25 protein-coding genes are annotated in these 21,198 nt (G+C 59.5%); all 25 read left to right on the top strand.

Annotated elements, in window-relative coordinates; translation table 11 throughout:
• Entirely contained in the window at positions 1-1,542 is a 1,542-nt protein-coding gene (locus tag HMPREF9161_RS02175; RefSeq protein WP_009728041.1) for a cobyric acid synthase, read from the top strand.
• Positions 1,539-2,495: an adenosylcobinamide-phosphate synthase CbiB gene (gene cbiB / locus HMPREF9161_RS02170; RefSeq protein WP_009728040.1), complete on the top strand. Its 957-nt coding sequence runs from the start codon at positions 1,539-1,541 to the stop codon at positions 2,493-2,495. The genes HMPREF9161_RS02175 and cbiB overlap by 4 nt, the downstream gene beginning before the upstream one ends.
• Positions 2,496-2,504: 9 nt before the next feature.
• Positions 2,505-3,311, top strand: coding sequence for an adenosylcobinamide-GDP ribazoletransferase (gene cobS, locus HMPREF9161_RS02165; protein WP_009728039.1), 807 nt, complete (start codon positions 2,505-2,507; stop codon positions 3,309-3,311).
• Positions 3,296-4,174 carry a hypothetical protein gene (locus HMPREF9161_RS02160; protein WP_009728038.1) on the top strand — a complete coding sequence of 293 codons (879 nt, stop codon included), beginning with the start codon at positions 3,296-3,298 and terminating at the stop codon, positions 4,172-4,174. Before cobS ends, HMPREF9161_RS02160 begins: the two co-directional genes overlap by 16 nt.
• A 20-nt stretch (positions 4,175-4,194) precedes the next feature.
• Positions 4,195-4,806, top strand: a complete 612-nt coding sequence (locus tag HMPREF9161_RS02155; RefSeq protein WP_009728037.1) for a histidine phosphatase family protein — start codon at positions 4,195-4,197, stop codon at positions 4,804-4,806.
• Positions 4,807-5,055: 249 nt separating this feature from the next.
• Positions 5,056-5,367: a 50S ribosomal protein L21 gene (rplU, locus tag HMPREF9161_RS02150; RefSeq protein WP_009728036.1), complete on the top strand. Its 312-nt coding sequence runs from the start codon at positions 5,056-5,058 to the stop codon at positions 5,365-5,367.
• Between the two features lie 5 nt (positions 5,368-5,372).
• Positions 5,373-5,693: a ribosomal-processing cysteine protease Prp gene (locus HMPREF9161_RS02145; RefSeq protein WP_009728035.1), complete on the top strand. Its 321-nt coding sequence runs from the start codon at positions 5,373-5,375 to the stop codon at positions 5,691-5,693.
• Positions 5,690-5,992, top strand: coding sequence for a 50S ribosomal protein L27 (rpmA, locus tag HMPREF9161_RS02140; RefSeq protein WP_037348542.1), 303 nt, complete (start codon positions 5,690-5,692; stop codon positions 5,990-5,992). Before HMPREF9161_RS02145 ends, rpmA begins: the two co-directional genes overlap by 4 nt.
• 61 nt (positions 5,993-6,053) lie before the next feature.
• Positions 6,054-7,337 (top strand): GTPase ObgE, encoded by a 1,284-nt coding sequence (obgE, locus tag HMPREF9161_RS02135; protein WP_009728033.1) that lies wholly within the window; start codon positions 6,054-6,056, stop codon positions 7,335-7,337.
• Positions 7,338-7,351: 14 nt separating this feature from the next.
• On the top strand, positions 7,352-7,651 hold the full coding sequence (locus HMPREF9161_RS02130; RefSeq protein WP_009728032.1) for a YhbY family RNA-binding protein: 300 nt from the start codon (positions 7,352-7,354) through the stop codon (positions 7,649-7,651).
• A complete protein-coding gene (proB, locus tag HMPREF9161_RS02125) occupies positions 7,648-8,772 on the top strand; it encodes a glutamate 5-kinase (protein ID WP_009728031.1) in 1,125 nt (374 codons plus the stop codon). The genes HMPREF9161_RS02130 and proB overlap by 4 nt, the downstream gene beginning before the upstream one ends.
• 9 nt (positions 8,773-8,781) lie before the next feature.
• Positions 8,782-10,053: a glutamate-5-semialdehyde dehydrogenase gene (locus HMPREF9161_RS02120; RefSeq protein WP_009728030.1), complete on the top strand. Its 1,272-nt coding sequence runs from the start codon at positions 8,782-8,784 to the stop codon at positions 10,051-10,053.
• 157 nt (positions 10,054-10,210) lie between these two features.
• Positions 10,211-10,831 carry a nicotinate-nucleotide adenylyltransferase gene (nadD, locus tag HMPREF9161_RS02115; protein WP_009728029.1) on the top strand — a complete coding sequence of 207 codons (621 nt, stop codon included), beginning with the start codon at positions 10,211-10,213 and terminating at the stop codon, positions 10,829-10,831.
• On the top strand, positions 10,815-11,390 hold the full coding sequence (gene yqeK / locus HMPREF9161_RS02110) for a bis(5'-nucleosyl)-tetraphosphatase (symmetrical) YqeK (RefSeq protein WP_037348760.1): 576 nt from the start codon (positions 10,815-10,817) through the stop codon (positions 11,388-11,390). Before nadD ends, yqeK begins: the two co-directional genes overlap by 17 nt.
• A gap of 37 nt (positions 11,391-11,427) precedes the next feature.
• Positions 11,428-12,483, top strand: coding sequence for an LCP family protein (locus HMPREF9161_RS02105; RefSeq protein ID WP_009728027.1), 1,056 nt, complete (start codon positions 11,428-11,430; stop codon positions 12,481-12,483).
• Between the two features lie 11 nt (positions 12,484-12,494).
• Positions 12,495-12,839 (top strand): ribosome silencing factor, encoded by a 345-nt coding sequence (gene rsfS / locus HMPREF9161_RS02100; protein ID WP_009728026.1) that lies wholly within the window; start codon positions 12,495-12,497, stop codon positions 12,837-12,839.
• 6 nt (positions 12,840-12,845) lie between these two features.
• A complete protein-coding gene (locus HMPREF9161_RS02095) occupies positions 12,846-13,757 on the top strand; it encodes a S1 RNA-binding domain-containing protein (protein WP_009728025.1) in 912 nt (303 codons plus the stop codon).
• A 90-nt stretch (positions 13,758-13,847) separates the two neighbouring features.
• Complete coding sequence (locus tag HMPREF9161_RS02090) at positions 13,848-14,798, top strand: chemotaxis protein (RefSeq protein WP_009728024.1); 951 nt, start codon at positions 13,848-13,850, stop codon at positions 14,796-14,798.
• 99 nt (positions 14,799-14,897) lie between these two features.
• Positions 14,898-15,386 carry a 5-(carboxyamino)imidazole ribonucleotide mutase gene (purE, locus tag HMPREF9161_RS02085; RefSeq protein WP_009728023.1) on the top strand — a complete coding sequence of 163 codons (489 nt, stop codon included), beginning with the start codon at positions 14,898-14,900 and terminating at the stop codon, positions 15,384-15,386.
• A 51-nt stretch (positions 15,387-15,437) separates the two neighbouring features.
• On the top strand, positions 15,438-16,151 hold the full coding sequence (gene purC, locus HMPREF9161_RS02080) for a phosphoribosylaminoimidazolesuccinocarboxamide synthase (RefSeq protein ID WP_009728022.1): 714 nt from the start codon (positions 15,438-15,440) through the stop codon (positions 16,149-16,151).
• 5 nt (positions 16,152-16,156) lie between these two features.
• A complete protein-coding gene (gene purF / locus HMPREF9161_RS02075; RefSeq protein ID WP_009728021.1) occupies positions 16,157-17,608 on the top strand; it encodes an amidophosphoribosyltransferase in 1,452 nt (483 codons plus the stop codon).
• Positions 17,609-17,614: 6 nt separating this feature from the next.
• Positions 17,615-18,664, top strand: coding sequence for a phosphoribosylformylglycinamidine cyclo-ligase (purM, locus tag HMPREF9161_RS02070; protein WP_009728020.1), 1,050 nt, complete (start codon positions 17,615-17,617; stop codon positions 18,662-18,664).
• Positions 18,657-19,289 carry a phosphoribosylglycinamide formyltransferase gene (gene purN / locus HMPREF9161_RS02065; protein ID WP_009728019.1) on the top strand — a complete coding sequence of 211 codons (633 nt, stop codon included), beginning with the start codon at positions 18,657-18,659 and terminating at the stop codon, positions 19,287-19,289. The genes purM and purN overlap by 8 nt, the downstream gene beginning before the upstream one ends.
• The gene (locus tag HMPREF9161_RS02060; protein WP_009728018.1) at positions 19,286-19,879 is read left to right on the top strand and encodes a hypothetical protein; all 594 of its coding nucleotides are present in this window, start codon (positions 19,286-19,288) and stop codon (positions 19,877-19,879) included. The genes purN and HMPREF9161_RS02060 overlap by 4 nt, the downstream gene beginning before the upstream one ends.
• A gap of 10 nt (positions 19,880-19,889) precedes the next feature.
• Complete coding sequence (purD, locus tag HMPREF9161_RS02055; protein WP_009728017.1) at positions 19,890-21,149, top strand: phosphoribosylamine--glycine ligase; 1,260 nt, start codon at positions 19,890-19,892, stop codon at positions 21,147-21,149.
• The last annotated feature ends 49 nt before the right edge of the window (positions 21,150-21,198 follow it).

The following is a 21,198-nucleotide window of genomic DNA, read 5'->3' as shown; positions in this document are numbered from 1 at the left end:
ATGGCCAAGAGCATCATGCTGATGGGGACGAGCTCCCATGTTGGGAAAAGTATTCTGACGACAGCGCTCTGCCGTATCTTTCGACAGGAGGGGCGGCGCGTCGTCCCCTTCAAGGCGCAGAATATGGCGCTGAACTCCTACGTCACCCTCGACGGGCGCGAGATGGGGCGTGCGCAGGTCGCGCAGGCGGAGGCGGCGGGGCTCGCGCCGATGGTCGATATGAACCCCGTGCTGCTGAAACCGACGGGAAACGCACAGTCGCAGGTCGTCATCATGGGCGAACCCGTCGGCAACATGAGCGCCCGCGAATATCATAAGGGATACTCTCTCAAGGCGTGGGACGCGGTGGAAGACGCGCTTACGAGGCTCCAAGACGAATACGAACTCCTTGTCGTCGAGGGGGCGGGCAGCCCCGCCGAAATCAACCTCAAGGCAAACGATATCGTCAATATGCGGGTGGCAAAGTATCTGCAGGCACCCGTACTGCTCATTGCCGATATCGACCGCGGCGGGGCACTCGCTTCTCTCGTCGGAACGCTCGAACTGCTCGACGAAGAGGAGCGGGCACTCGTTAAGGGGCTTGTGATCAACAAGTTCCGCGGCGATGTGACCCTCCTGACCCCAGCGCTGAAATTCCTTGAGGAAAAGACGGGCAAGCCCGTCCTCGGCGTTGTTCCGCATATCGAGCAGCTCGGCATCGACGAGGAGGACTCGGTATCGCTTGAGGAGAAGAGCTGCGGTTTAGGTAATACGGCGGCTGACAGGATCCGCATTGCCGTGATCCGCACGCCGAAACTGTCGAACTTCACGGACTTTGACGCGCTCGCAGACGAGCCGGATGTTGCTCTTTACTATGTGAGTACGCCCGCGGAGCTGGGGAGTCCCGATCTCATCCTCCTGCCCGGGTCGAAGAATACGACCGAGGATTTGCTCCATATCCGCGCGACGGGGCTTGAGACCGCGATTCGCCGTTGTGTATCTGCGGGGACGCCGCTCTTCGGTATCTGCGGGGGCTATCAGATGCTCGGGCGCAAAGTATGCGACCCGCTGCATACGGAATCGGCGCATGATGAAATCGAGGGATTCGGTTATCTGCCGATTGAGACGACGTTCGCGGCACACAAGCGGCTTCGTCAGGTGACGGCGGAATGCGCGGATTTCCCGTTCCTTGGAGAAAAAATCCCGGGCAAGAACCTCTCGGGCTATGAGATTCACATGGGGGAGACTATCTTTACGGAGGATGTTCACCGCCCGTTCCGGATTGTGGCGGCAGGCGGCCGGCCGGCAGATGTGCGCGACGGCGCGCTCTCGGCGGACGGACTTGTCTGCGGCACCTATATCCACGGTATCTTTGACGACGATGCGCTGCGCCGGGCAATCATCAACCGTCTGCGTGCGCGCCGGGGACTGGCCGCTCTTTCGGTGCAGTACCGCTACCGTGAGGGGAAAGAACGCGCTTATGACCGTCTTGCAGAGACGGTACGGGAGAGCCTCGACATGGCGAAACTGATGTCGATTGTCGGTATGGAGGCAAACGCATGACGAGTGCGACTATTGTCGCGATGTGCGCGTACGTTCTCGATACCATACTCGGAGATCCGCAGACAAGGTGGCACCCCGTCGCCCTGCTCGGACGTCTGATTGCGTGGCTGGAGCGTATGCTCTATCCGACGCATGGCGGGAATGAGCGACGACTTGCAATGGGCGCCGTGCTGACGGCGCTCATTCTCTGTTTTTCCTACGGTGCGGCCGAGTGTATTCTCATTGCCGCACGTCAGCTGCCCGTATCGTGGGGCGTCGATGCCGTCAGCGTTATCCTGCTCTATTTTACGATTTCGCCGCATATGCTCGGAAAGGCGGGGCGCGATATCTATGCGCTGCTCGCCGCCGGCAATCTGCCTGCGGCGCGGGAGCGCGTCGCCTGGATTGTGGGGCGCGACACGGCAAACCTCGATGAATCGGATGTTGCGCGCGCGGTGATTGAGACCATCGCGGAGAATACGGTGGACGGCGTGATTGCACCGCTTTTTTTCTTTGCGATTGGCGGCGTGCCGCTGGCCGTGCTCTACCGTGCGGCGAATACGATGGACTCCATGATTGGCTACAAAAACGACCGCTACCTCTATTTCGGGCGCATGGCGGCGCGTGTGGACGATGTGCTCGGCTTTGTCCCCGCGCGCATCACGGGGATGCTCTTTGTCATGGCAGCCTTCCTCCTCCGCTGCGACGCCCGCAATGCGATGTATATCATGGCGCGCGACGCTGCGGGGCACCCCAGCCCGAACGGCGGATACGCCGAGGCGCCCGTTGCGGGGGCGCTGCACATCCGCCTCGGCGGTGAGAATTATTACTTCGGCGAGAGACACTTCCGCGCCTATATGGGCGACGCGCATGTCGATATCAGGCCGAAACATATCCTCGGTGCGGTTCGTTTGATGAATACGGCGACGGTTCTTTATCTGCTCTTTTATTATATTTTTTCTCTTTATGTTTAGAGGCGCTTTATGCATTCCTTTTTGATCGGACTTCAATTCCTCACGCGGATTCGCCTTGTGCGGCAGACGGCATGGACGGCGGAGGACTTCGGGCGCAGTACGCGCTTTTTCCCGCTGGTCGGATTGGGGCTTGGCTTATGTTATGCGGCTGTCGCCTATGTGTTGCTCTATTTTATCGGCGCGCATACGCTCGCGAGCGTTCTGCTCATGCTCCTGCCGCTCATCTTAACGGGCGGGCTCCATGCCGACGGGCTGATGGATACGGCGGACGGCGTATTCTCGGGGCGCGAGCGGGCGCGGAAACTTGAGATTATGAAGGACAGCCGCGTCGGGGCGTTCGGCGTGGTAACCGTCGTCTCGATGATGTTCGTTCAGTATGCGCTGCTTGCCGATATGTTCCCTCTGCTGATTGTTCCGGCGGTCTTCGTGATGCCTGTGATTGGGCGGTTCGCTATGGTGCTTTCTATTGCATGTTTCCCCTATGCGCGCGAAGACGGACTGGGGAAAATCTTTGCGGATATGGCGGACGGCCGAACCCTGCTCATTGCCGTAGTGACGACCGTGCTGGTTGTTTTGCCGTTCGGCATAGGGGCATGGATTGCGCTCGCGGCGGGCGTAGCGTTTGCGATTCTGTTTTGCCGATTTATCACGGGGCAGCTCGGCGGCGTGACGGGCGACGTTTACGGCGCCGCGACCGTACTCACGGAGACGATTGTGCTGCTGGTATTTTCCGTGATATCGACGCAGCAGCATCTCGTCTCTCTGTCGCTGCAGACGATGTGTTTAGGATTGGAGCCATTATGGAAATCATTGTGAAAGCCCCCGCATCGTGCGGTGAATTGATCGAAGGCTCTCTTGCAGGGACGCCGTTTCTCGTGACCGCGCCTATCAGCGTGTACGCGACCGCGACCGTGTCCGACGCGTTCACGGGGACGCATGGTCTCGGGGCGAAGGCGCAGGAGGCGGTTATGCGGGCTCTTGCACTCATCGGCAAGGAAACGCTGCCGTGGGGGATGCGCCTCGAATCGGAAGTGCCGCAGGGCAAGGGCATGGCATCCTCCAGTGCGGATATTACGGCATGCGCCTATGCCGCGGCTCGTGCCTTCGGACGGGAACTGACGGCGTGCGAGCTCATGGACATTGCGATTGCGATTGAGCCGAGCGACGGCATCGCCTTTGAAGGGCTTTCCTATGTCAGCCACACAACGGGGGAGCTCTTCGGTCAGTACCGCAACGTGCCGCTCATTAGCATTTCCATTTTCGACGTGGGCGGAGAAGTGGACACGATCGCCTATTACCAGAGCAAGCGCGGCGGCGGGAATCAAGATGAGACATATCGGCAGCTCCTCAATACGGTGGACAGAGCCTTCCGGACGGAGGGGGACCGGCAGGAAATTCTCCTCGGCCGGGCGGCGACGGCGAGCGCGTGCATGAATCAGGAGCATCTTCCCAAAGAGGGCTTGGATGATTTTATCGCGCTTGCCAAAGAAAAAGGAGCCCTCGGCGTCAACGTCGCGCACAGCGGTACGGTCGTCGGCGTCCTTTGGACATCGGATATGCCCGCTGCGGATGTGGCGCGGCGGACGCGGCAGATTGCGGAGGCGTTTGCGGGGCGCTATGCGTACATGCAGACGGCACGCCTCATTTCGGGCGGCATTGTCTGCGAGATTAGAGCTTAAACGATGAAGGGGACCGGGAAATGACGGAAATTATCATCATTCGTCACGGGGAGACGGAGTGGAATATTACGGGGCGGTTTCAGGGCCATTCGGATGTTCCGCTCTCCCAGGAAGGACGACGACAGGCGGAGCTGCTCGGGCAGAATCTTGCGATTGATGCGGTCGATAAAATCTATGCGAGCGACCTCATACGCGCGGTGGAGACGGCGCAGCCGCTTGCCGCGCGGTTCGGTCTCACGGTGGAGCGGGACACGGCGCTCAGAGAACTGAACTTCGGCGCGTGGGAAGGGCGGTATTTCAGCGAAATCAACGAGGAAACGCCGGATATGATGAAGATGTTTTACAGAGATCCGGAGTCTATTGATATTCCGGGGATAGAAAACTTCCAGGAATTCCGCCGCCGCGTCGCGGGACGCGTCCGTACGATTGCGGCCGAAAATAAAGGAAAACGCGTGGTGCTCATATCGCATGGGGCGTCCATCCGCATTCTGTTTGCCGACATTCTCTCCATGCCCGTGCGTTCTATCTGGCACGTGTCCCAGTTCAACACGGCGGTCAACCGCATCCGCTTTGAGGACGACGGATTCGCAGCGATCACGCTGATGAACGATACGACGCATCTCTGCGTATGAGAGGAACCATACCTTGGATATCCTTGCACGCTTTTCCGCGAAGTATATTGTGCAGGGCAAGGATTGAACGGGGAAGGCGACAGATTACAGTAGCATCGCTATTGACAGCACATAGAGAGTGTGGTAATATCCTTTGACGTAGGTATTCCTGCATGTTCGGGCGCATGCCCGTTCCCAACCGCGCGGCGAGGTCTCAAATCGGAACTTCCGAACCGCAGCCGGCGAGTAACGATATAGGGAGGTGTTTTCATGTACGCAATCGTAAAGACGGGCGGCAAGCAGTACAAGGTCGCAGAGGGCGATACCATTTATGTGGAAAAGCTCGAGGCAGGCGAAGGCGAAGCCGTCGTTTTTGACGAGGTTCTGACCGTCGTTAACGGCGGCGACGTTAAGGTCGGCCGTCCGACGGTGGACGGGGCGAAGGTGACCGGCAAGGTGATGGCGCACGGCAAGGGCAAGAAGATTTTGGTCTTCAAGTACAAGGCCAAGTCCAACTACCGCAAGCGTCAGGGTCATCGTCAGCCGTTTACAAAGGTTGTCATCGAGAAGATCGAGGCGTAATCTTTGTGATTACAGTCGATATCTTTACCAATCAGGCAGGGCTGATTACGGGGAGCCGCGTTGCGGGACACAGCGGAACGGCGGCGCACGGACAGGATATTGTCTGCGCCGGCGTATCCGCACTGACCCAAGCCGCTCTCCTTGGCATCATGGAGCATCTGCATCGCGCCGTCACCTATGACATAGCGAGCGGGAATCTCAATATGCGGCTCAACGGGCCGCCGGATGCATGCACAGAGGCGATCCTGCGCACCATGTATATGGGGCTGCGCGAGATCGAAAAGATCAGTCCAAAGGGCATAGAAATTTACGAAATTAGGGGGTGAACATATTGTTCTCGTTTGATTTACAGCTTTTTGCCCATAAGAAGGGCGTCAGTTCGACACGCAACGGCCGTGACAGCCATTCCAAGCGTCTCGGCGTGAAGGAGCAGGCCGGTACGCATGTGACGGCGGGCAGTATTATCGTTCGTCAGCGCGGCACGCATTTCCATCCGGGACACAATGTCGGCATCGGCAAGGACGACACGATCTTTGCGAAGATTGACGGCAAGGTCGCTTTTGAGCGCAAGGGGCGCCATCAGCGTCAGATCAGTGTGTATCCGCTTGCGGAGGCCGCTGTTTAATTTGCTCTAATATGCGGATGCCTGTACCTAGGGGTGCAGGCTCTTTTCTATAGGGGGACGTATGCAGTTTATAGACCGCGCGCATATCACGGCGAAGGCGGGCGACGGCGGACACGGGAAATCGGCGTTCCGCCGTGAGAAGTTCATGCCCAAGGGCGGACCGTCGGGCGGCGACGGCGGCCGCGGCGGAGACGTGATCTTTCGTGCCGACCGCAATCTGAATACGCTCCTCTCGTTCCGGTTTCACCGGAAATTCACGGCGAAGAACGGCGAGAACGGCGAGTATAAAAATCAGTATGGGAAAAATGCGCCGCCGCTCTATGTCGATGTTCCGCCCGGCACGATTGTGACGGACGAGACGACAGGCGAGGTGCTTGCCGATCTCGCCGAGATCGATACGGAGGCGGTCATCGTACGCGGCGGACGCGGCGGACGCGGCAACGCGAAGTTCGCGAATGCGGCGAACCGCGCGCCGACATTCGCGGAGTTCGGCGAGCCGGGAGAGAGCCGTAAACTTGTCCTCGAGCTGAAACTGCTCGCGGATGTGGGGCTTGTCGGCTATCCGAGCGTCGGGAAATCCAGCCTTGTCGCCGCGTGCTCTGCGGCACGGCCGGAGATTGCGGACTATCACTTTACGACGATTACGCCCGTGCTCGGCGTCGTGCAGACGGATTATGAGAAGAGTTTCGTCATGGCGGACATCCCGGGGCTCATTGAGGGCGCGGCGGACGGCGTTGGCCTTGGACACGATTTTCTGCGCCATGTGGAGCGTACGCGTCTCATTCTGCACATCGTCGATGCCTCGGGCATCGAAGGCCGCGACCCCGTCGAGGACTACCATAAGATTAACGCGGAGCTGGCGCGCTACAGCGAAAAGATCGCGCGGCGTATGCAGATGCTCGTTGCGAATAAAATCGACCTGCCCTCCGCAGCAGAGCATCTGCCGCGGCTGCGCGAACTCGCTGCGCAGGAAGGACTCGAATTCTTCGAGATCTCCGCCGCGACGCGCGCGGGCGTGCAGACGCTCATCGACCGCGTCGCGGCGTGGCTGGATGCCTATGTTCCGGCGCCCGAGACGGAGGAAGAAGAGGTTGTCGTTTACGACCAAAATGCGGAGGATGACGAGAAAGTCACCATTTCACGCAACGATGCGGGGGACTTCATCGTCTCGGGCAAGGCGATTGAAAAGCTCGTCGCGATGACGAATTTCAACAACGATGAGGCGGTGCGGCGCTTTCAGTATATTTGGCGCCTCAAGGGGCTCGATGAGAAGCTGCGCGCGCGCGGCATCAAAGAGGGCATGACCGTTCATATCGGCGATATGTCGTTCGATTATCAGGACTAACGGAGGAAAACAATTTGCTGCGCAATTCGCTGACCGGTAAACAGATTCGCAAACTGCGCTCCCTCGGCATGACGGAGGATGCCGTCGTCATGATTGGCAAAGAGGGCGTGAGCCCCGCCGTCGTTGCATCCGCACGCGAGGCAATCAAGAAACGCGAGCTCATCAAGGTGCGCGTCCTGCAAAATGCGCCCGATACGCCGGTGGACGCGATTACCGTTCTCGCCGAGCGCGCGGATGCGAATCTTGTGCAGGTCATCGGCAGGAACGGACTGCTGTTCCGTCGAAACTTTGATCATCCGAGGATTGAACTGTGAATACGCGTGCGCGCCTGCGCGACGCGAAGCGCATTGTCGTCAAGGTGGGGACAAGCACGTTGACGCACCCCGCGGGCGGCATGAACCTGCGCCGCATCGAACACCTCGTCCGCGAACTCATCGATGAGGCGAACCGGGGCAAGGATATGCTGCTTGTCACCTCCGGTGCGATTGCGGCGGGCATGTCTTCGCTCGGTATGAAGGAGCGCCCGCAGCGTCTGCCTGCACGGCAGGCGCTCGCCGCCATCGGACAGGGGGCGCTGCTGCATATCTACGAGAAGTTTTTTCACGAGTACGGGCGCCCGATGGCGCAGGTGCTGCTCACGAAGGAGAACGCCGCGCGGCACCACCAGTACATGCACGCGCGCCGCGCGCTCTTGGAGCTGCTCTCGATGGGGGCGGTTCCCGTCATCAATGAGAACGACGCCGTCGCCGTGGACGAAATCAAAATTGGCGACAACGATACGCTCTCAGCCGTCGTTGCGGCGCTCGTCGACGCGGATGCGCTCATCATCCTCTCGGATATCGACGGCGTCTATACGGCGAATCCGCGGACAGATGCCGCAGCGGAGCTCATTGACGAGATTCCGGAGATTACGCCTGCGATTGAGCAGATGGCGGGCGGTGCGGGCTCAGTGCAGGGCACGGGCGGCATGCAGACGAAAATTGAGGCGGCGAAGATTGCCCAAAATGCCGGCGCGACGATGATTATTGCCCGCGGCGACGAGGACGGTGTGATTCGCGGGATTCTGCGCGGCGAGAAGATTGGCACGGTGTTTCCGGCACGCGAGGCACATCTGCGCACGCGCAAGAGCTGGCTGGCGTTTGGCAAGCATCTGGCGGGCGAACTGCGCGTGGATGCGGGCTGCCTTGCGGCGATGCGGAGCGGAGCGAGCCTCCTTGCGGTCGGCGTGACGGAAGTTTGCGGCGCATTCTCTGCCGGCGAGACGGTGCGTGTGCTTGACCCCGACGGGAGAGAGACTGCGCGCGGCATTGTCGCCTACGATGCAGCGGATATTGCGCGGCTGATGGGGCACCGCGCGGCAGAGTTCCCGGCGCTCGTACAGGATGCGGTGCATGAGGAGATCATTCATCGGGATAATATGGTGCTGATGGTATAAGGAGCGGCTATGACGATCGAGCAGGAAATCCGCGCGCAGGCAGAGGCGGCAAAGGCTGCCTCTGATGCGCTGGCAGCGCTCCCATTAGGCATTCGGAATGAGGCGCTGCACGCGATGGCCGATGCGCTGACGGCACAGACCGAGATGATTCTGCGGGAGAATGCGGCCGATATGGAGGATGCCGCAGCGGCAGGGATGCAGCCCGCCTATTTGGACCGCCTGCGGCTCGATGAAGCGCGCGTTGCGGGGATGGCGCAGGGGCTGCGCCTCACCGCGGCGCTGCCCGACCCGCTCGGGCGTGAGGATTACTCCGTGCGCCGTCCCAACGGGCTCGAGATACGGCGCCTGCGTGTTCCGCTCGGTGTGGTCGGCATCGTCTATGAGGCGCGTCCGAATGTGACGTCCGATGCCGTCGGGCTCTGTCTGAAATCCGGCAATGCCGTCGTCCTGCGCGGCGGCTCCGATGCGCTGCGTTCGAATTGTGCCGTCGCGGATGTACTCGCGCGTGCCGCATATGCGGCGGGGGTTCCGCACGGCACTGTGCAGCTGCTTGCGATGAAGGAGCGTGCCGCCGTTGACGTGATGACGCATCTGACGGGGCTGCTCGATGTGATTATCCCGCGCGGCGGTGCGGGGCTGATTCGCCGTGTTGTGGAGTCAAGTACGGTGCCTGTCATTGAGACAGGGGCGGGGGTCTGTCACGTTTATGTGGATCGCGCGGCGGACTTTACGATGGCGCGCCGTATTGTGCGCGACGCGAAGGTCTCGCGTCCCTCGGTCTGCAATGCCGCGGAGACGCTGCTGGTGCATGAGGAGATTGCGGCGGCATTTCTGCCGCGTCTCGCCGCGGCGCTTCGTGCGGACGGCGTCGAGCTGCGCGGCTGCGCCCGCACGCTTGCGATTTTGTCTGATGCCCTTCCCGCCGCGGAGGAGGACTGGGAGACGGAATACGGCGACCTCATCCTTTCGATTCGTATTGTTCCGGATGTTGACGCGGCAATCGCGCATATCAATCGCTATAACACGGGGCATTCGGAGACGATCGTTACGAACGATATCCGTACGGCACATCGCTTCCAGCATGCGGTCGATGCGTCGACGGTGTACGTCAATGCCTCAACGCGTTTTACAGACGGATTTGAGTTCGGCTTCGGCGCCGAGATTGGCATCAGCACACAGAAGCTCCATGTGCGCGGCCCGATGGGGCTCGATGCCCTGACGAGCACCAAGTATCTCGTCTATGGGGACGGCCAGGTGCGAAGTCTCGTGGATACGCCTTGATATGAGAACCGTCATCGGATGGCTGCGCACACTGCGGCAGTATCTTTCATCGCCGAAGGGGCGTCATGATACCTTGGATTATCTCCGCGCAGGAGCCTTCTTCATATTCATTACGGCGCTTGTGCTGATAATTCTCTCCGGTGTGAGGTGAGACGATATGAGCAGACGCATCGGTATTATGGGCGGAACGTTCGACCCCATCCATATGGGACATCTGATTACTGCCGAAATGGTGCGCGTGTCCGCGCAGCTCGACGAGGTGATCTTTATTCCCGCCGCACATCCGCCGCATAAGAACAGAGAACATGCCGCGCCGCCCGAAGATCGGATCCGTATGGTACGGCGCGCCGTGGAAAACAATCCGTTTTTCTCCGTGTCGGATATCGAACTGCATAGAGAGGGCCCCTCCTATACGGTCGATACGATTGCGGCGCTGCACGCGCAGCTTGGAACGGCGGAACTCTTCTTCATCATCGGGGCGGACGCGATGAATGATCTCTATCTATGGCATGAGCCGGAGCGCCTCCTGCAGTCGTGTGCGTTTATCGTCGCGACGCGCCAGGGCGTTCCGCTGGACGAATCTCTGCTCGCGGAGAAGTTTACGCCCGCCGAGCGCAGTCATATCCATACGGTACCGACGCCGCATCTGGAGATATCGTCGACGGCGATCCGGGCGCAGATCCGCGCGGGACACTCCGTCCGTTATCTTGTGCCGCGCGTTGTGGAAACTTATATTGAGGAGAGGGGGCTTTACCGTGCCCATCACGAAGAGCTATGACGAAATGCGGGCGATTTTGGAGCAGCGGCTCAGCCCCGGCCGCTACCGACATTCGCTCGGTGTGGCGGACACGGCCGCCGCGCTCGCACGGCGCTTCGGCATGAATGAGGAGCGGGCGCGCGTTGCGGGGCTCCTGCACGACTGCGCGCGTGCGTATGAGACGGCGCAGCTTCCGGCGGAGGCGCGGCGGCGCGGGATCCCCGTCGGGAAGATCGAGGCTGCGATGCCGCTGCTGCTGCACGCCTATGTCGGCGCATACCTCATCTATGAGGTCTACGGCGTCGACGACGCGGTCGTCGCCCAAGCCGTTTGGCGGCATACGGTCGGCGGGGAGAATATGACCGCGCTTGATAAGATCGTTTATTTTGCGGATATGATCGAGCCGTCAAGAGCTTATCCCGAGGTGGAAAAACTGCGTGAACTCGCACGTACGGCCTCGCTCGACGAGATGGTGCTGGCCGGGCTGACGGAGTCCGTTCGGTTCGTTATACAGAAGGGAGGCCTCCTTCATCCGGATACGATTGCCGCGCGAAACGAGCTGATTTTGGGGAAGCGGTAGCGTTTTGCTTTATGACGCCGGGGGAGAGGACGAAGTAATGTCGGAATATGATGCGGAGGAACTTGCGGCGCAGTTGGCGCGCGAAAGCTCGCGTGAGAATATAGAGAGACGGCGCAGTCAGCGCAGACGGCGCCGCCGCTTGGCGTTTTTCCGCGGGTTCTTCCGCCTGATCTTTACAATGGCGCTCCTCATCGGCGTTACGGTCGCGGGCTATTATTTGATCGGATGGGGCGTTCAGGCATACCGTGACATACGAGATATGTACGAGGCGTATCTTGTCCGTCAGGAGGAGAACCGCGGCGCGGTGGACGTGCGTTTCGACGGCTATACGAACGTCCTCGTGCTCGGCCTTGATGATGCGGTGAATGCGGACAATACGGCGGAAAAGCGCGCGGATGCGATTCTGCTGGTTAGTCTTGAAAATGCAACGGGGAAGGTGCGCCTGCTCAATATTCCGCGCGACACATGGGTGCAGATGGCGCAGGATAAGGGGGAAACGCGGCTTTCCAACGTCTATGCCGTAGGCGGGGCGCCGCTCATGGTGCGGACGATCAACCGGATGTTTGATATCTCTATTCATCAGTACGTTGTGATCGATCTCGATACCTTTGCGCGGATCGTGGATGCCGTCGGCGGTATTGATCTCTATGTCGAGCAGGATATGGACTATGACGATCCGGAATCCGGTCTTGCCATCCATATGCGGCAGGGGTACCGCCATCTTGACGGCGTCGGGGCGGAGCATTATCTGCGCTACCGCAGCGGGGATCTCGGCGATCTCGGGCGTACGCAGCGGCAGCAGAAATTTGTCAAAGCGTTCTATGCTAAGCTGCTGCGCGTGGACACGCTGCCTAAAATTCCGGAGATTGCCGATATTTTGAAGCGGGATGTTACGACGAGCGCAGAGCTCTTTGACTCCATGCATATCGGCAATGTTATTCGGAAACTAAGCGCGGAACCGCCGCGCACCATTATGCTGCCGGGGAATTTCTCCCGGGACGACGATACCGTGTGGATCATGGACCGTGCTGCGACGGATGCCGTCATACGGGAACTTTTCCCGCCGGAAGAGGCGGCAGGGGCAAATCAGTAGGAGGAATGAATTTGACCGAGCAGGAAAAATGCCGCGCGATCTGCAGGGCGGCCGATGAAAAGAAGGCGCGCGACATCGTGACGATGGACATGCGGGGACTGATGTCGACCAACGATTATTTCGTCATTTGCTCCGCAAACACCGCGACGCAGGTGCGTGCGATCGTAGACAATATTGAGGAAAAACTGGAAGAAGCGGGCGTCTCCTTCCTCCATAAAGAAGGATATCGCGAAGGCGAGTGGGTACTGCTGGACTACGGCGATACGGTCGCGCATATTTTTCAGCAGGAAGCGCGGGAGTACTACGCGCTCGAACGGCTGTGGGGCGACGCGCAGCTGACGCCGTACGAGGAATAGACGTTCATGCAGGACGAAACGGGAAAATGCGCCGTACGCCCGCCGCGACGCAAGCGGTACGGACCGAGCCAAGTGGCCGAGCTGCGCGCCGTGCGCGAAAGCGAACAGGGGCTGTTTCTCGATGCGGAGACGGGGAATACGAACGACGATATCCTGCTGCATATCTTGCAGCAGACGGCGCCTGTGAAGGTCGGCGACCGCGTCCGCGTATTTCTTTATCTCGATCCAAAGCGGCGTCTCACCGCAAGTATGCGTACGCCGCAGATGGCGGAGGGACAGGTCGCGCGCCTGCGCGTGATCAATGTGACGAAGGAGGGGGCGTTCCTCGACGTCGGGGCGGAACGCGGCATCTTTCTGCCTTATGCCGGTATGCGCGGGAGGCCGAAAATCGGAGAAACGGTCTGGGCGAAACTCTATACGGATAAATCCGGTCGTCTCGCCGTAACCATGGAGGTTGAAGACGAACTGCGCCGCGCTTCCCGGCCCGCGGAGGGCGTACGTGTCGGAGATCAACTGACGGGGTCCGTTTACAATATCACCGACCGCGGCGCATTCGTATTCACTGATGAGCGCCACATCGCGTTTATCGATCATAAGGAGATCTCCCGGCGGCCGCGTGTCGGCGAGCGGCTCACGGTCCGCGTAACTTATCTCCGCGAGGACGGCAGGCTAAACGCGTCGCTGCGCCCGCCGAAAGAAATCGCGCAGTCGGAGGATGCGGACGCGATATTTGCGCTGCTCAAGGCGCACGACGGTAAGATGCCCTATACCGACGCGACCTCGCCCGAGGTGATCCGCGACCGCTTTCACATCAGCAAGGCCGCATTTAAACGCGCATTGGGACGCTTGCTGAAGGAAGGCCGCATCACGCAGCGGGACGGATGGACCTATTTATCCGATGGGAAGAAAAATTCTTAGAAAATTTTATGAGACGGGGAGGAATTTTTTTCCAAAGGGCGAATAGAAACTTTAGCAAACAATGTTTACAGGTATGGGGGAGAGAAATAAATGGCAGATACGGTTACGGAAGAAAAAAAAGGTATCCTGCTTGAGACAGGGACGAACGAATTTGAGATTGTCGAGTTCAGCATAGGGAAGGTGAACTACGGCATCAACGTCGCCAAAGTGCGGGAGGTCATCACGCGTGCGCCGGTTACCGCAATGCCGGAGGCGCATCCCTATGTGGACGGCCTGTTCACCCTGCGCGGCAAGGCGATTCCGCTGGTGAACATGGCGCGCTGCCTCAATCTCCAAACGGAGGACGAACTTCAGAACATCATCGTTACCGAGATCAACAACTACGATATCGGTTTCCTTGTCGGGAGCGTCTACCGCATTCACCGCATTTCGTGGAAGAACATGGAGCCGGCGCCGAACGTCGGCGAGGGCTCGCGTGTCGTCGGCATCATCAAGATGGAGGACCGCATCGTCCTCCTGCTCGACTTCGAGACGATCATCGCCGAGATCAATCCCGAGATCAATCAGAAGCTCACGACGGTTACCGAGGCAAACCAAGGCGCAAAATCCAAGCGCGGCACGGCGCATGTCGTCGTCGCCGAGGACTCGAAGCTGCTCCGCGACCTCTTGGTCTCCACGCTGCATGAAGCGGGATATAAATTTATCCGCGACTTCGGCAACGGTCAGGACGCATGGGACTATCTGCAGGATCTTGCCCGCAAGAACGGCCCCATCGAGAACCATGTGCGCATCATCATCTCCGATATCGAGATGCCGAAGATGGACGGGCACCGTCTGCTCAAGCTCGTGCGCGAGGACAACCGTCTCGGCGAGGTTCCGCTCGTGCTCTTCTCCTCTCTCATCAGCGAAGAGATGAGGCGCAAGGGGGACAGCCTCGGCGCTTCCGGCCAGGTTTCCAAACCGGAGATCAACCAGCTCATCGATCTCATCGATACGCTCGTCTTCGGCGAGCCGCTTCACGATACCGCCGACGAACATTAAGACCATCTCCGAGGACTGCCGCATTGCCGGCAGTCCTTTTTGCATTCTATTGACATGCCGGAAAAATCTCGTTATCATAGAGCCTAAGGAGATGGTAAAATGAAGGTTGCAGTACTGATGGGAAGCGATTCCGACTGGCCGATCCTGAAGCCGGCCGTCGAGCTTTTGAAGCAGTTCGGTATTGAGCCGGTGGTGAAGGTTGCCTCGGCGCATCGGACGCCGTCGCTTGTTCGTGATTTTGTCCTGGAAGCCGACCACAAGAAGGAGTTCGCGGCATTCATTATTGCGGCGGGGGCGGCGGCGCATCTCGCGGGCGTTGTGGCGAGTTATACGATTAAGCCCGTCATCGGCATTCCCGTGAACGCGACGCCGCTGAACGGCATGGACGCGCTGCTCAGTACTGTGCAGATGCCCTCCGGCGTACCCGTGGCGTCGATGGCGGTCAACGGCGCAAAGAACGCCGCGATATTTGCCGCGGAGATTCTCGCGGTACATGACGCCGCGATTGCAAAGGCATTGATGGACTATCGAGAAAAGATGGTTCTGGACATTGAGGCAAAAGCGGCGCGCGTCGTGGCACAGCTCTAAAATTGACGGGCTGCGGCGTATGGCGAATGGCATGATGAAAGGCAGGCTGTAATGGAGCGGAAAGAAGCTCTTTATGAGGGCAAGGCAAAGATTATCTATGCGACGGATCGCCCGGACGAATATCTCGTCTACTATAAGGATGACGCGACGGCAGGAAACGGCGCGAAGAAGGGAACCATCGCGGGGAAAGGCGTCATGAACAATAAGATGACGGCGTTCTTTTTCGACCTGCTTGGAAAGGAGGGCGTTGCGCATCACTACGTCTCTATGCCGAGCGCGCGCGAGATGCTCGTTAAGAAGCTGACGATGATCCCGCTTGAAGTGATCGTCCGCAACGTGGCCGCCGGTTCGCTTGCACAGCGGCTCGGCCTTGCGGAAGGCGTTCCCATGCCGTTCCCCGTCATTGAATACTGCTATAAAAACGATGATCTCGGCGACCCGATGCTCAACCGCTACCATATCCGCGCGATGAAGATCGCGACGGACGCGGAACTCGACGAGATTGAGCGCGTATCGCTCAAGGTCGACGATATTTTGACGAAGTTTCTTAAGACGAAACGCGTCGACCTCATTGACTTTAAACTCGAGTTCGGTAAAGACGCGGCGGGCAAGATTATCCTTGCGGACGAAATCTCGCCGGATAACTGCCGTTTTTGGGACAGCGATACCAAAGAAAAACTCGACAAGGACCGTTTCCGCCGCGATCTCGGCAACGTGGAGGACGCCTATAAAGAAATGCTTCACAGGCTGACGGGAGAAGCATAAGAGTAATGTACGAAAAAGAGCCGAAATGGAAGGAAGAGTGCGGCATCTACGGGGTCTATTCCCGGACGGAATCGGTCTCGGAGATGACATATCTCGGTCTTTTTGCGCTCCAGCATAGAGGACAGGAAAGTGCGGGCATAGCGCTCACCGACGGTTCTTGGATCGATGTCAAAAAAGGCATGGGCCTCGTCAGCGAAGTGTTCCGCGAGCAGCTTCCGCATCTTGACAATGCCAAGATCGCCATCGGACATGTCCGTTACGCGACGACGGGGTTCAGCCTCGCCGCCAATGCGCAGCCCCTCCGCGTCAACTATGCGGGCGGGGCGCTTGCGCTTGCCCATAACGGGGATCTGACGAATGCCGCGATCATTCGACGTGAACTCGAGGACAAGGGGACGGTTTTTCAGACGACGATCGACTCCGAAGTCTTCGTTCATCTCATCGCGCGCTCGCAGTGTCGGACGATAGAAGACCGCATCCTAGAGGCTGTAAAAACGGTGCGGGGCGCGTTCTGCCTCACCATCATGACGGAGAATAAGCTCATCGGCGTCCGCGATCCGCAGGGCTTCCGCCCCTTGTGCCTCGGGCGTACGCCCGAGGGGAGCTGGGTGCTGGCCTCCGAGACGTGCGCCCTTGAGGTCAGCGGCGCGGATTTTGTGCGCGATATTGCGCCCGGCGAGATGGTCGTCATCGATGGGGAAGACGTGCGTTCGTTCCGGTTCTCCAACGGAGAGGACGTTGCCACCTGTATTTTTGAATATATCTATTTTGCGCGTCCGGACTCCGTCATCGACGGGCAGAGTGTCCATGCGGCGCGTTTTGAGATGGGAAGAGTGCTTGCCCGTGAGTCGGGGTTCCGCGGGGACGTCGTGATCTCCGTGCCGGACTCCGGGACGACTGCTGCGACGGGCTTTGCCTATGAGGCGGGGATTCCGTTCGCCGAGGGACTGATCAAGAACCGCTATATCGCGCGTACGTTCATCCAGCCGACGCAGCAGCAGCGCGACGCCGCCGTAAAGCTCAAACTGAGTCCCGTACGTTCCGTCGTTGCGGGCAAATCCGTCATTATGGTCGACGACTCGATCGTACGCGGGACGACGAGCGGGAAGATCGTACGGCTCCTTCGAAATGCGGGTGCCCGGGAGATCCATGTCTGCATCAGCAGCCCGCCGATTACGGATCCCTGCTACTACGGTATCGACACGTCCGTGCGCAAGGAGCTCATCTCGGCGACGAAGACGGTGGAGGAGATCCGTGCCTTTATCGGGGCAGATTCGCTGCATTTTATTTCGATTGAAGGGCTACGGCAATGCGTTCCGGCACTCAATCCGGATCACATGTGCTATGCCTGTTTCAACAACGACTACCCTGTTCCCGAAGAGGACGCCGCGCTCGACGAAGACGATAAGATCATTCTCGAACAACGGCGGATTGCGCAGCGCGAAAGGGGGCTGTAAAAGCCGATGGAGAAAATGACCTACCGCGATGCGGGCGTCGATATTGACGCGGGAAACAAATCCGTCTCATTGATCAAGGACTGCGTCCGCGCGACCTATCGCCCGGAAGTGCTGGGCGATCTCGGCGGATTCGGCGGACTGTTTGCGCTGAACATGAAGGACTACGAGGAGCCTGTGCTCGTCTCCGGAACGGACGGCGTGGGGACGAAGCTGTGCCTTGCGTTTATGCTGAACCGGCACGATACTATCGGGCAGGATGCCGTGGCGATGTGCGTCAACGACATCCTCGTGCAGGGGGCGGAGCCGCTCTTTTTCCTTGATTATCTCGCCGTCGGCAAACTCCTTCCGCAGCAGGTGGCGGAAGTCGTGACGGGCGTGGCGAACGCATGCAGAGAATCCGGGTGTGCGCTGATCGGCGGAGAGACTGCGGAGATGGCGGGCTTTTATCCTGCCGGCGAATACGATATCGCCGGCTTTTCCGTCGGCATCGTTGAGCGTTCGAAGCTTATCACGAGCGATCGTGTGCGGGCGGGAGACGTTCTGCTCGGACTTCCCTCCTCCGGGGTGCACTCCAACGGTTACTCGCTCGTGCGCAAGATCTGTTTTGAATGCATGGGGTTCAACGGCGGCGAGTACGTCGAGGAACTTGGCGGGACGCTCGGCGAAGAACTGCTGACCCCGACGCGGCTCTACCCGCGCGTCTGTCTGCCGCTCATTCGGTCGTTCGACATTCACGGCATGGTACATATTACGGGCGGTGGATTTTACGAGAATATCCCGCGCGCTTTGCCGGAAAATATGGGCGCGGAGATCGACGCTTCCGCGTGGGAAATGCCCGCTATTTTCCGCCTATTGCAGAAGTGGGGGAATGTGGACCGGACGGAGATGTACCGCACATTTAATATGGGCATCGGCATGGTGCTGATCGTTTCCCCCGGCGAGGCGGAGCGCATCGCTGCCCGGCTCGCGGAGGAGAGGGAGCGGGTATACCGCATCGGGCATGTTACCGAAGGCGCACACGAAGTCGTCGTTAGGGGCGGTGTATTCGATGCCTAAGGAGAAGCTCGGCGTTCTATGCTCCGGGCGGGGCTCGAATCTCGCATCCATCATCGAGGCAATTGAGCGCGGGGACGTCGGGGCGGAGATTGCCGTCGTCATTGCGGACAAAGCGGACGCGTATGCCCTCGAGCGGGCGCGGGCGCGGGGGATCCCGGCCGCCGCGGTTGTCCGCAAAGAATATGCGGATAGAGAGACTTTTGAGCGCGCGCTGCTCGACGTGCTTCATGGCCGCGGTGTGACGCTCGTCGTTCTCGCCGGCTTTATGCGCGTCCTTTCTCCGGTATTCGTGCATGCCTATGCCGGCCGCATCCTCAATATTCATCCCGCTCTGCTGCCAAGTTTCCCGGGCGCGCACGCGCATCGGGATGCGCTCGCGTACGGCGTGAAGGTCAGCGGGTGCACCGTGCATTTCGTGGACGAGGGGACGGACTCGGGACCGATCATTTTGCAGGCGGCAGTTCCCGTATTGGAGGAAGATACGGAGGAGACGTTGGCCGCCCGTGTGCTGGAGCAAGAGCATCGCATCTTTCCCGAAGCGATACGGCTCTATACCGAAAGGCGGCTGCAAACGGACGGGCGAACGGTACGTATTTTGCCCGCAGATGAAGGAGGACCATCATGAAGATCAAACGCGCCTTGATCAGCGTATCCGACAAAACGGGAGTCGTAGAATTCGCACGTAGCCTGCATGCGGCGGGCGTTGAGATCGTCTCTACGGGAGGAACGATGAATGCGCTGCGCGAGGCGGGGATTCCCGTCGTCTACGTCAGCGATGTGACGGGGTTCCCGGAGATCATGGACGGGCGCGTCAAGACGCTCCATCCGCTGATTCACGGCGGAATCCTCGCCGTCCGCGGCAACAGCGCGCATGAGAAGGCGCTGCGCGAACTGAAAATCACGCCGATCGATCTTGTTGCGGTGAACCTTTACCCTTTTAAGGAGACCGTTGCCCATCCGAACGTCACGCTTGCCGAAGCGGTCGAGCAGATCGATATCGGCGGCCCCGCGATGATCCGTGCCGCGGCGAAGAACTTCAAATTTGTTACGGTCATTACGAATCCCGCGCGCTACGGCGAGATTGCGGAGAAGATTACAAAGGACGGCGCGGTGGACGGCATGACGCGGATGCGGCTGGCCCATGAGGCATTTGCCCATACGGCGGACTACGATACCGCTATCAACGAGTATTTAGCGCGGCAGCTGGAAAAATGAGGACGACGACGTGAATATACTCATCATCGGCTCGGGCGGACGTGAACACGCCCTCTTTTGGAAACTCAGCCAAAGCCCGCGCGCGGATCGCATCTATGCCCTTCCGGGCAATCCCGGCATGGGGGAAACGGCGGGGATCTCCATTGAGGACAATACCGCCGTCGTTCGCTTTGCAAAAGAAAAGGATATCGGACTCGTTGTCGTCGGCCCCGAGGTACCGTTGGTACACGGACTCGTGGACGACCTCACGGCGGCGGGGATCCGCGCGTTCGGCCCCTCGGCGGCAGCCGCGCAGATCGAAGGTTCTAAGTCGTTTTCCAAGGACCTCATGAAGAAATACGGAATCCCAACGGCACGGTACGAGGCGTTCACCGAGCCGGAACCTGCGCGTGCCTATGTGCGCAAGATGGGCGCGCCGATTGTCATCAAGGCGGACGGTCTTGCGGCCGGGAAGGGCGTTATTGTCGCCATGACTGAGCGGGAAGCGATGGACGCCGTTGCCGACATCATGGAGAACAATTCGTTCGGCGCAGCGGGGAGCAGCGTCGTTATCGAGGAGTTTATGGAGGGGGAAGAGGCGTCCCTTCTTGCTTTTACGGACGGGACGACAATCCGCCCCATGATCAGCGCGCAGGATCATAAGCGCGCGTTCGACGGAGATCGGGGCCCCAATACGGGCGGCATGGGCACCTATGCGCCTGCGCCCGTGATGACAGAGAAAATGGCCGTGCGCGCAGTGGAGGAGATACTCAAACCGATGATTGCGGCTATGGCGGAGGAAGGGCGGCCGTACCGCGGTTGTCTTTATGCGGGTCTGATGATTACGTCCGAAGGACCGAAGGTCGTGGAGTTCAACGCGCGATTCGGCGATCCCGAGACGCAGGTCGTTCTGCCCCTTCTTGACGGCGATCTCGTCGAAATCATGTGCGCCTGCTGTGAGGGGCGTCTCGCCGACGTGCCGATCGCATGGAAGAACGGCGCGGCGGTCTGCGTTGTGCTCGCCGCGGGCGGCTATCCGGGGGCCTATGAAAAGGGGAACGAGATACGCGGTATTGCGGATGCCGAGGATGCGGGAGCCTTGGTATTCCATGCCGGGACTGCGGCGCAGGATGGAAAAATCGTCACAAACGGCGGGCGTGTGCTCGGCGTCGTCGGCAGGGGCGCGGATATTGCCGCCGCAGTGCGTGCGGCGTATGAGGCGGCGGAGAAGATTTCCTTCGACGGAATGTATTGCCGCAAGGACATTGCGCATCGTGCCCTGAATCGGTAAGTAGCATATGAAAAGGGCAGGAACGCTATTTCGTTCCTGCCCTTTTCGG

This window comes from Selenomonas sp. F0473 (assembly GCF_000315545.1).
In the GTDB taxonomy this organism is placed as follows: Bacteria; Bacillota; Negativicutes; order Selenomonadales; family Selenomonadaceae; genus Centipeda.
This window is presented reverse-complemented; position numbering and strand designations above follow the sequence as displayed.

Bases quoted from the DNA above. Each gene is read 5' to 3' on its own strand.
- HMPREF9161_RS02175 (WP_009728041.1), top strand. From the start codon at position 1: ATGGCCAAGAGCATCATGCTGATGGGGACGAGCTCCCATGTTGGGAAA.
- cbiB (WP_009728040.1), top strand. From the start codon at position 1,539: ATGACGAGTGCGACTATTGTCGCGATGTGCGCGTACGTTCTCGATACC.
- cobS (WP_009728039.1), top strand. From the start codon at position 2,505: ATGCATTCCTTTTTGATCGGACTTCAATTCCTCACGCGGATTCGCCTT.
- HMPREF9161_RS02160 (WP_009728038.1), top strand. From the start codon at position 3,296: ATGGAAATCATTGTGAAAGCCCCCGCATCGTGCGGTGAATTGATCGAA.
- HMPREF9161_RS02155 (WP_009728037.1), top strand. From the start codon at position 4,195: ATGACGGAAATTATCATCATTCGTCACGGGGAGACGGAGTGGAATATT.
- rplU (WP_009728036.1), top strand. From the start codon at position 5,056: ATGTACGCAATCGTAAAGACGGGCGGCAAGCAGTACAAGGTCGCAGAG.
- obgE (WP_009728033.1), top strand. From the start codon at position 6,054: ATGCAGTTTATAGACCGCGCGCATATCACGGCGAAGGCGGGCGACGGC.
- HMPREF9161_RS02120 (WP_009728030.1), top strand. From the start codon at position 8,782: ATGACGATCGAGCAGGAAATCCGCGCGCAGGCAGAGGCGGCAAAGGCT.
- nadD (WP_009728029.1), top strand. From the start codon at position 10,211: ATGAGCAGACGCATCGGTATTATGGGCGGAACGTTCGACCCCATCCAT.
- HMPREF9161_RS02105 (WP_009728027.1), top strand. From the start codon at position 11,428: ATGTCGGAATATGATGCGGAGGAACTTGCGGCGCAGTTGGCGCGCGAA.
- HMPREF9161_RS02095 (WP_009728025.1), top strand. From the start codon at position 12,846: ATGCAGGACGAAACGGGAAAATGCGCCGTACGCCCGCCGCGACGCAAG.
- HMPREF9161_RS02090 (WP_009728024.1), top strand. From the start codon at position 13,848: ATGGCAGATACGGTTACGGAAGAAAAAAAAGGTATCCTGCTTGAGACA.
- purE (WP_009728023.1), top strand. From the start codon at position 14,898: ATGAAGGTTGCAGTACTGATGGGAAGCGATTCCGACTGGCCGATCCTG.
- purC (WP_009728022.1), top strand. From the start codon at position 15,438: ATGGAGCGGAAAGAAGCTCTTTATGAGGGCAAGGCAAAGATTATCTAT.
- purF (WP_009728021.1), top strand. From the start codon at position 16,157: ATGTACGAAAAAGAGCCGAAATGGAAGGAAGAGTGCGGCATCTACGGG.
- purM (WP_009728020.1), top strand. From the start codon at position 17,615: ATGGAGAAAATGACCTACCGCGATGCGGGCGTCGATATTGACGCGGGA.
- purN (WP_009728019.1), top strand. From the start codon at position 18,657: ATGCCTAAGGAGAAGCTCGGCGTTCTATGCTCCGGGCGGGGCTCGAAT.
- HMPREF9161_RS02060 (WP_009728018.1), top strand. From the start codon at position 19,286: ATGAAGATCAAACGCGCCTTGATCAGCGTATCCGACAAAACGGGAGTC.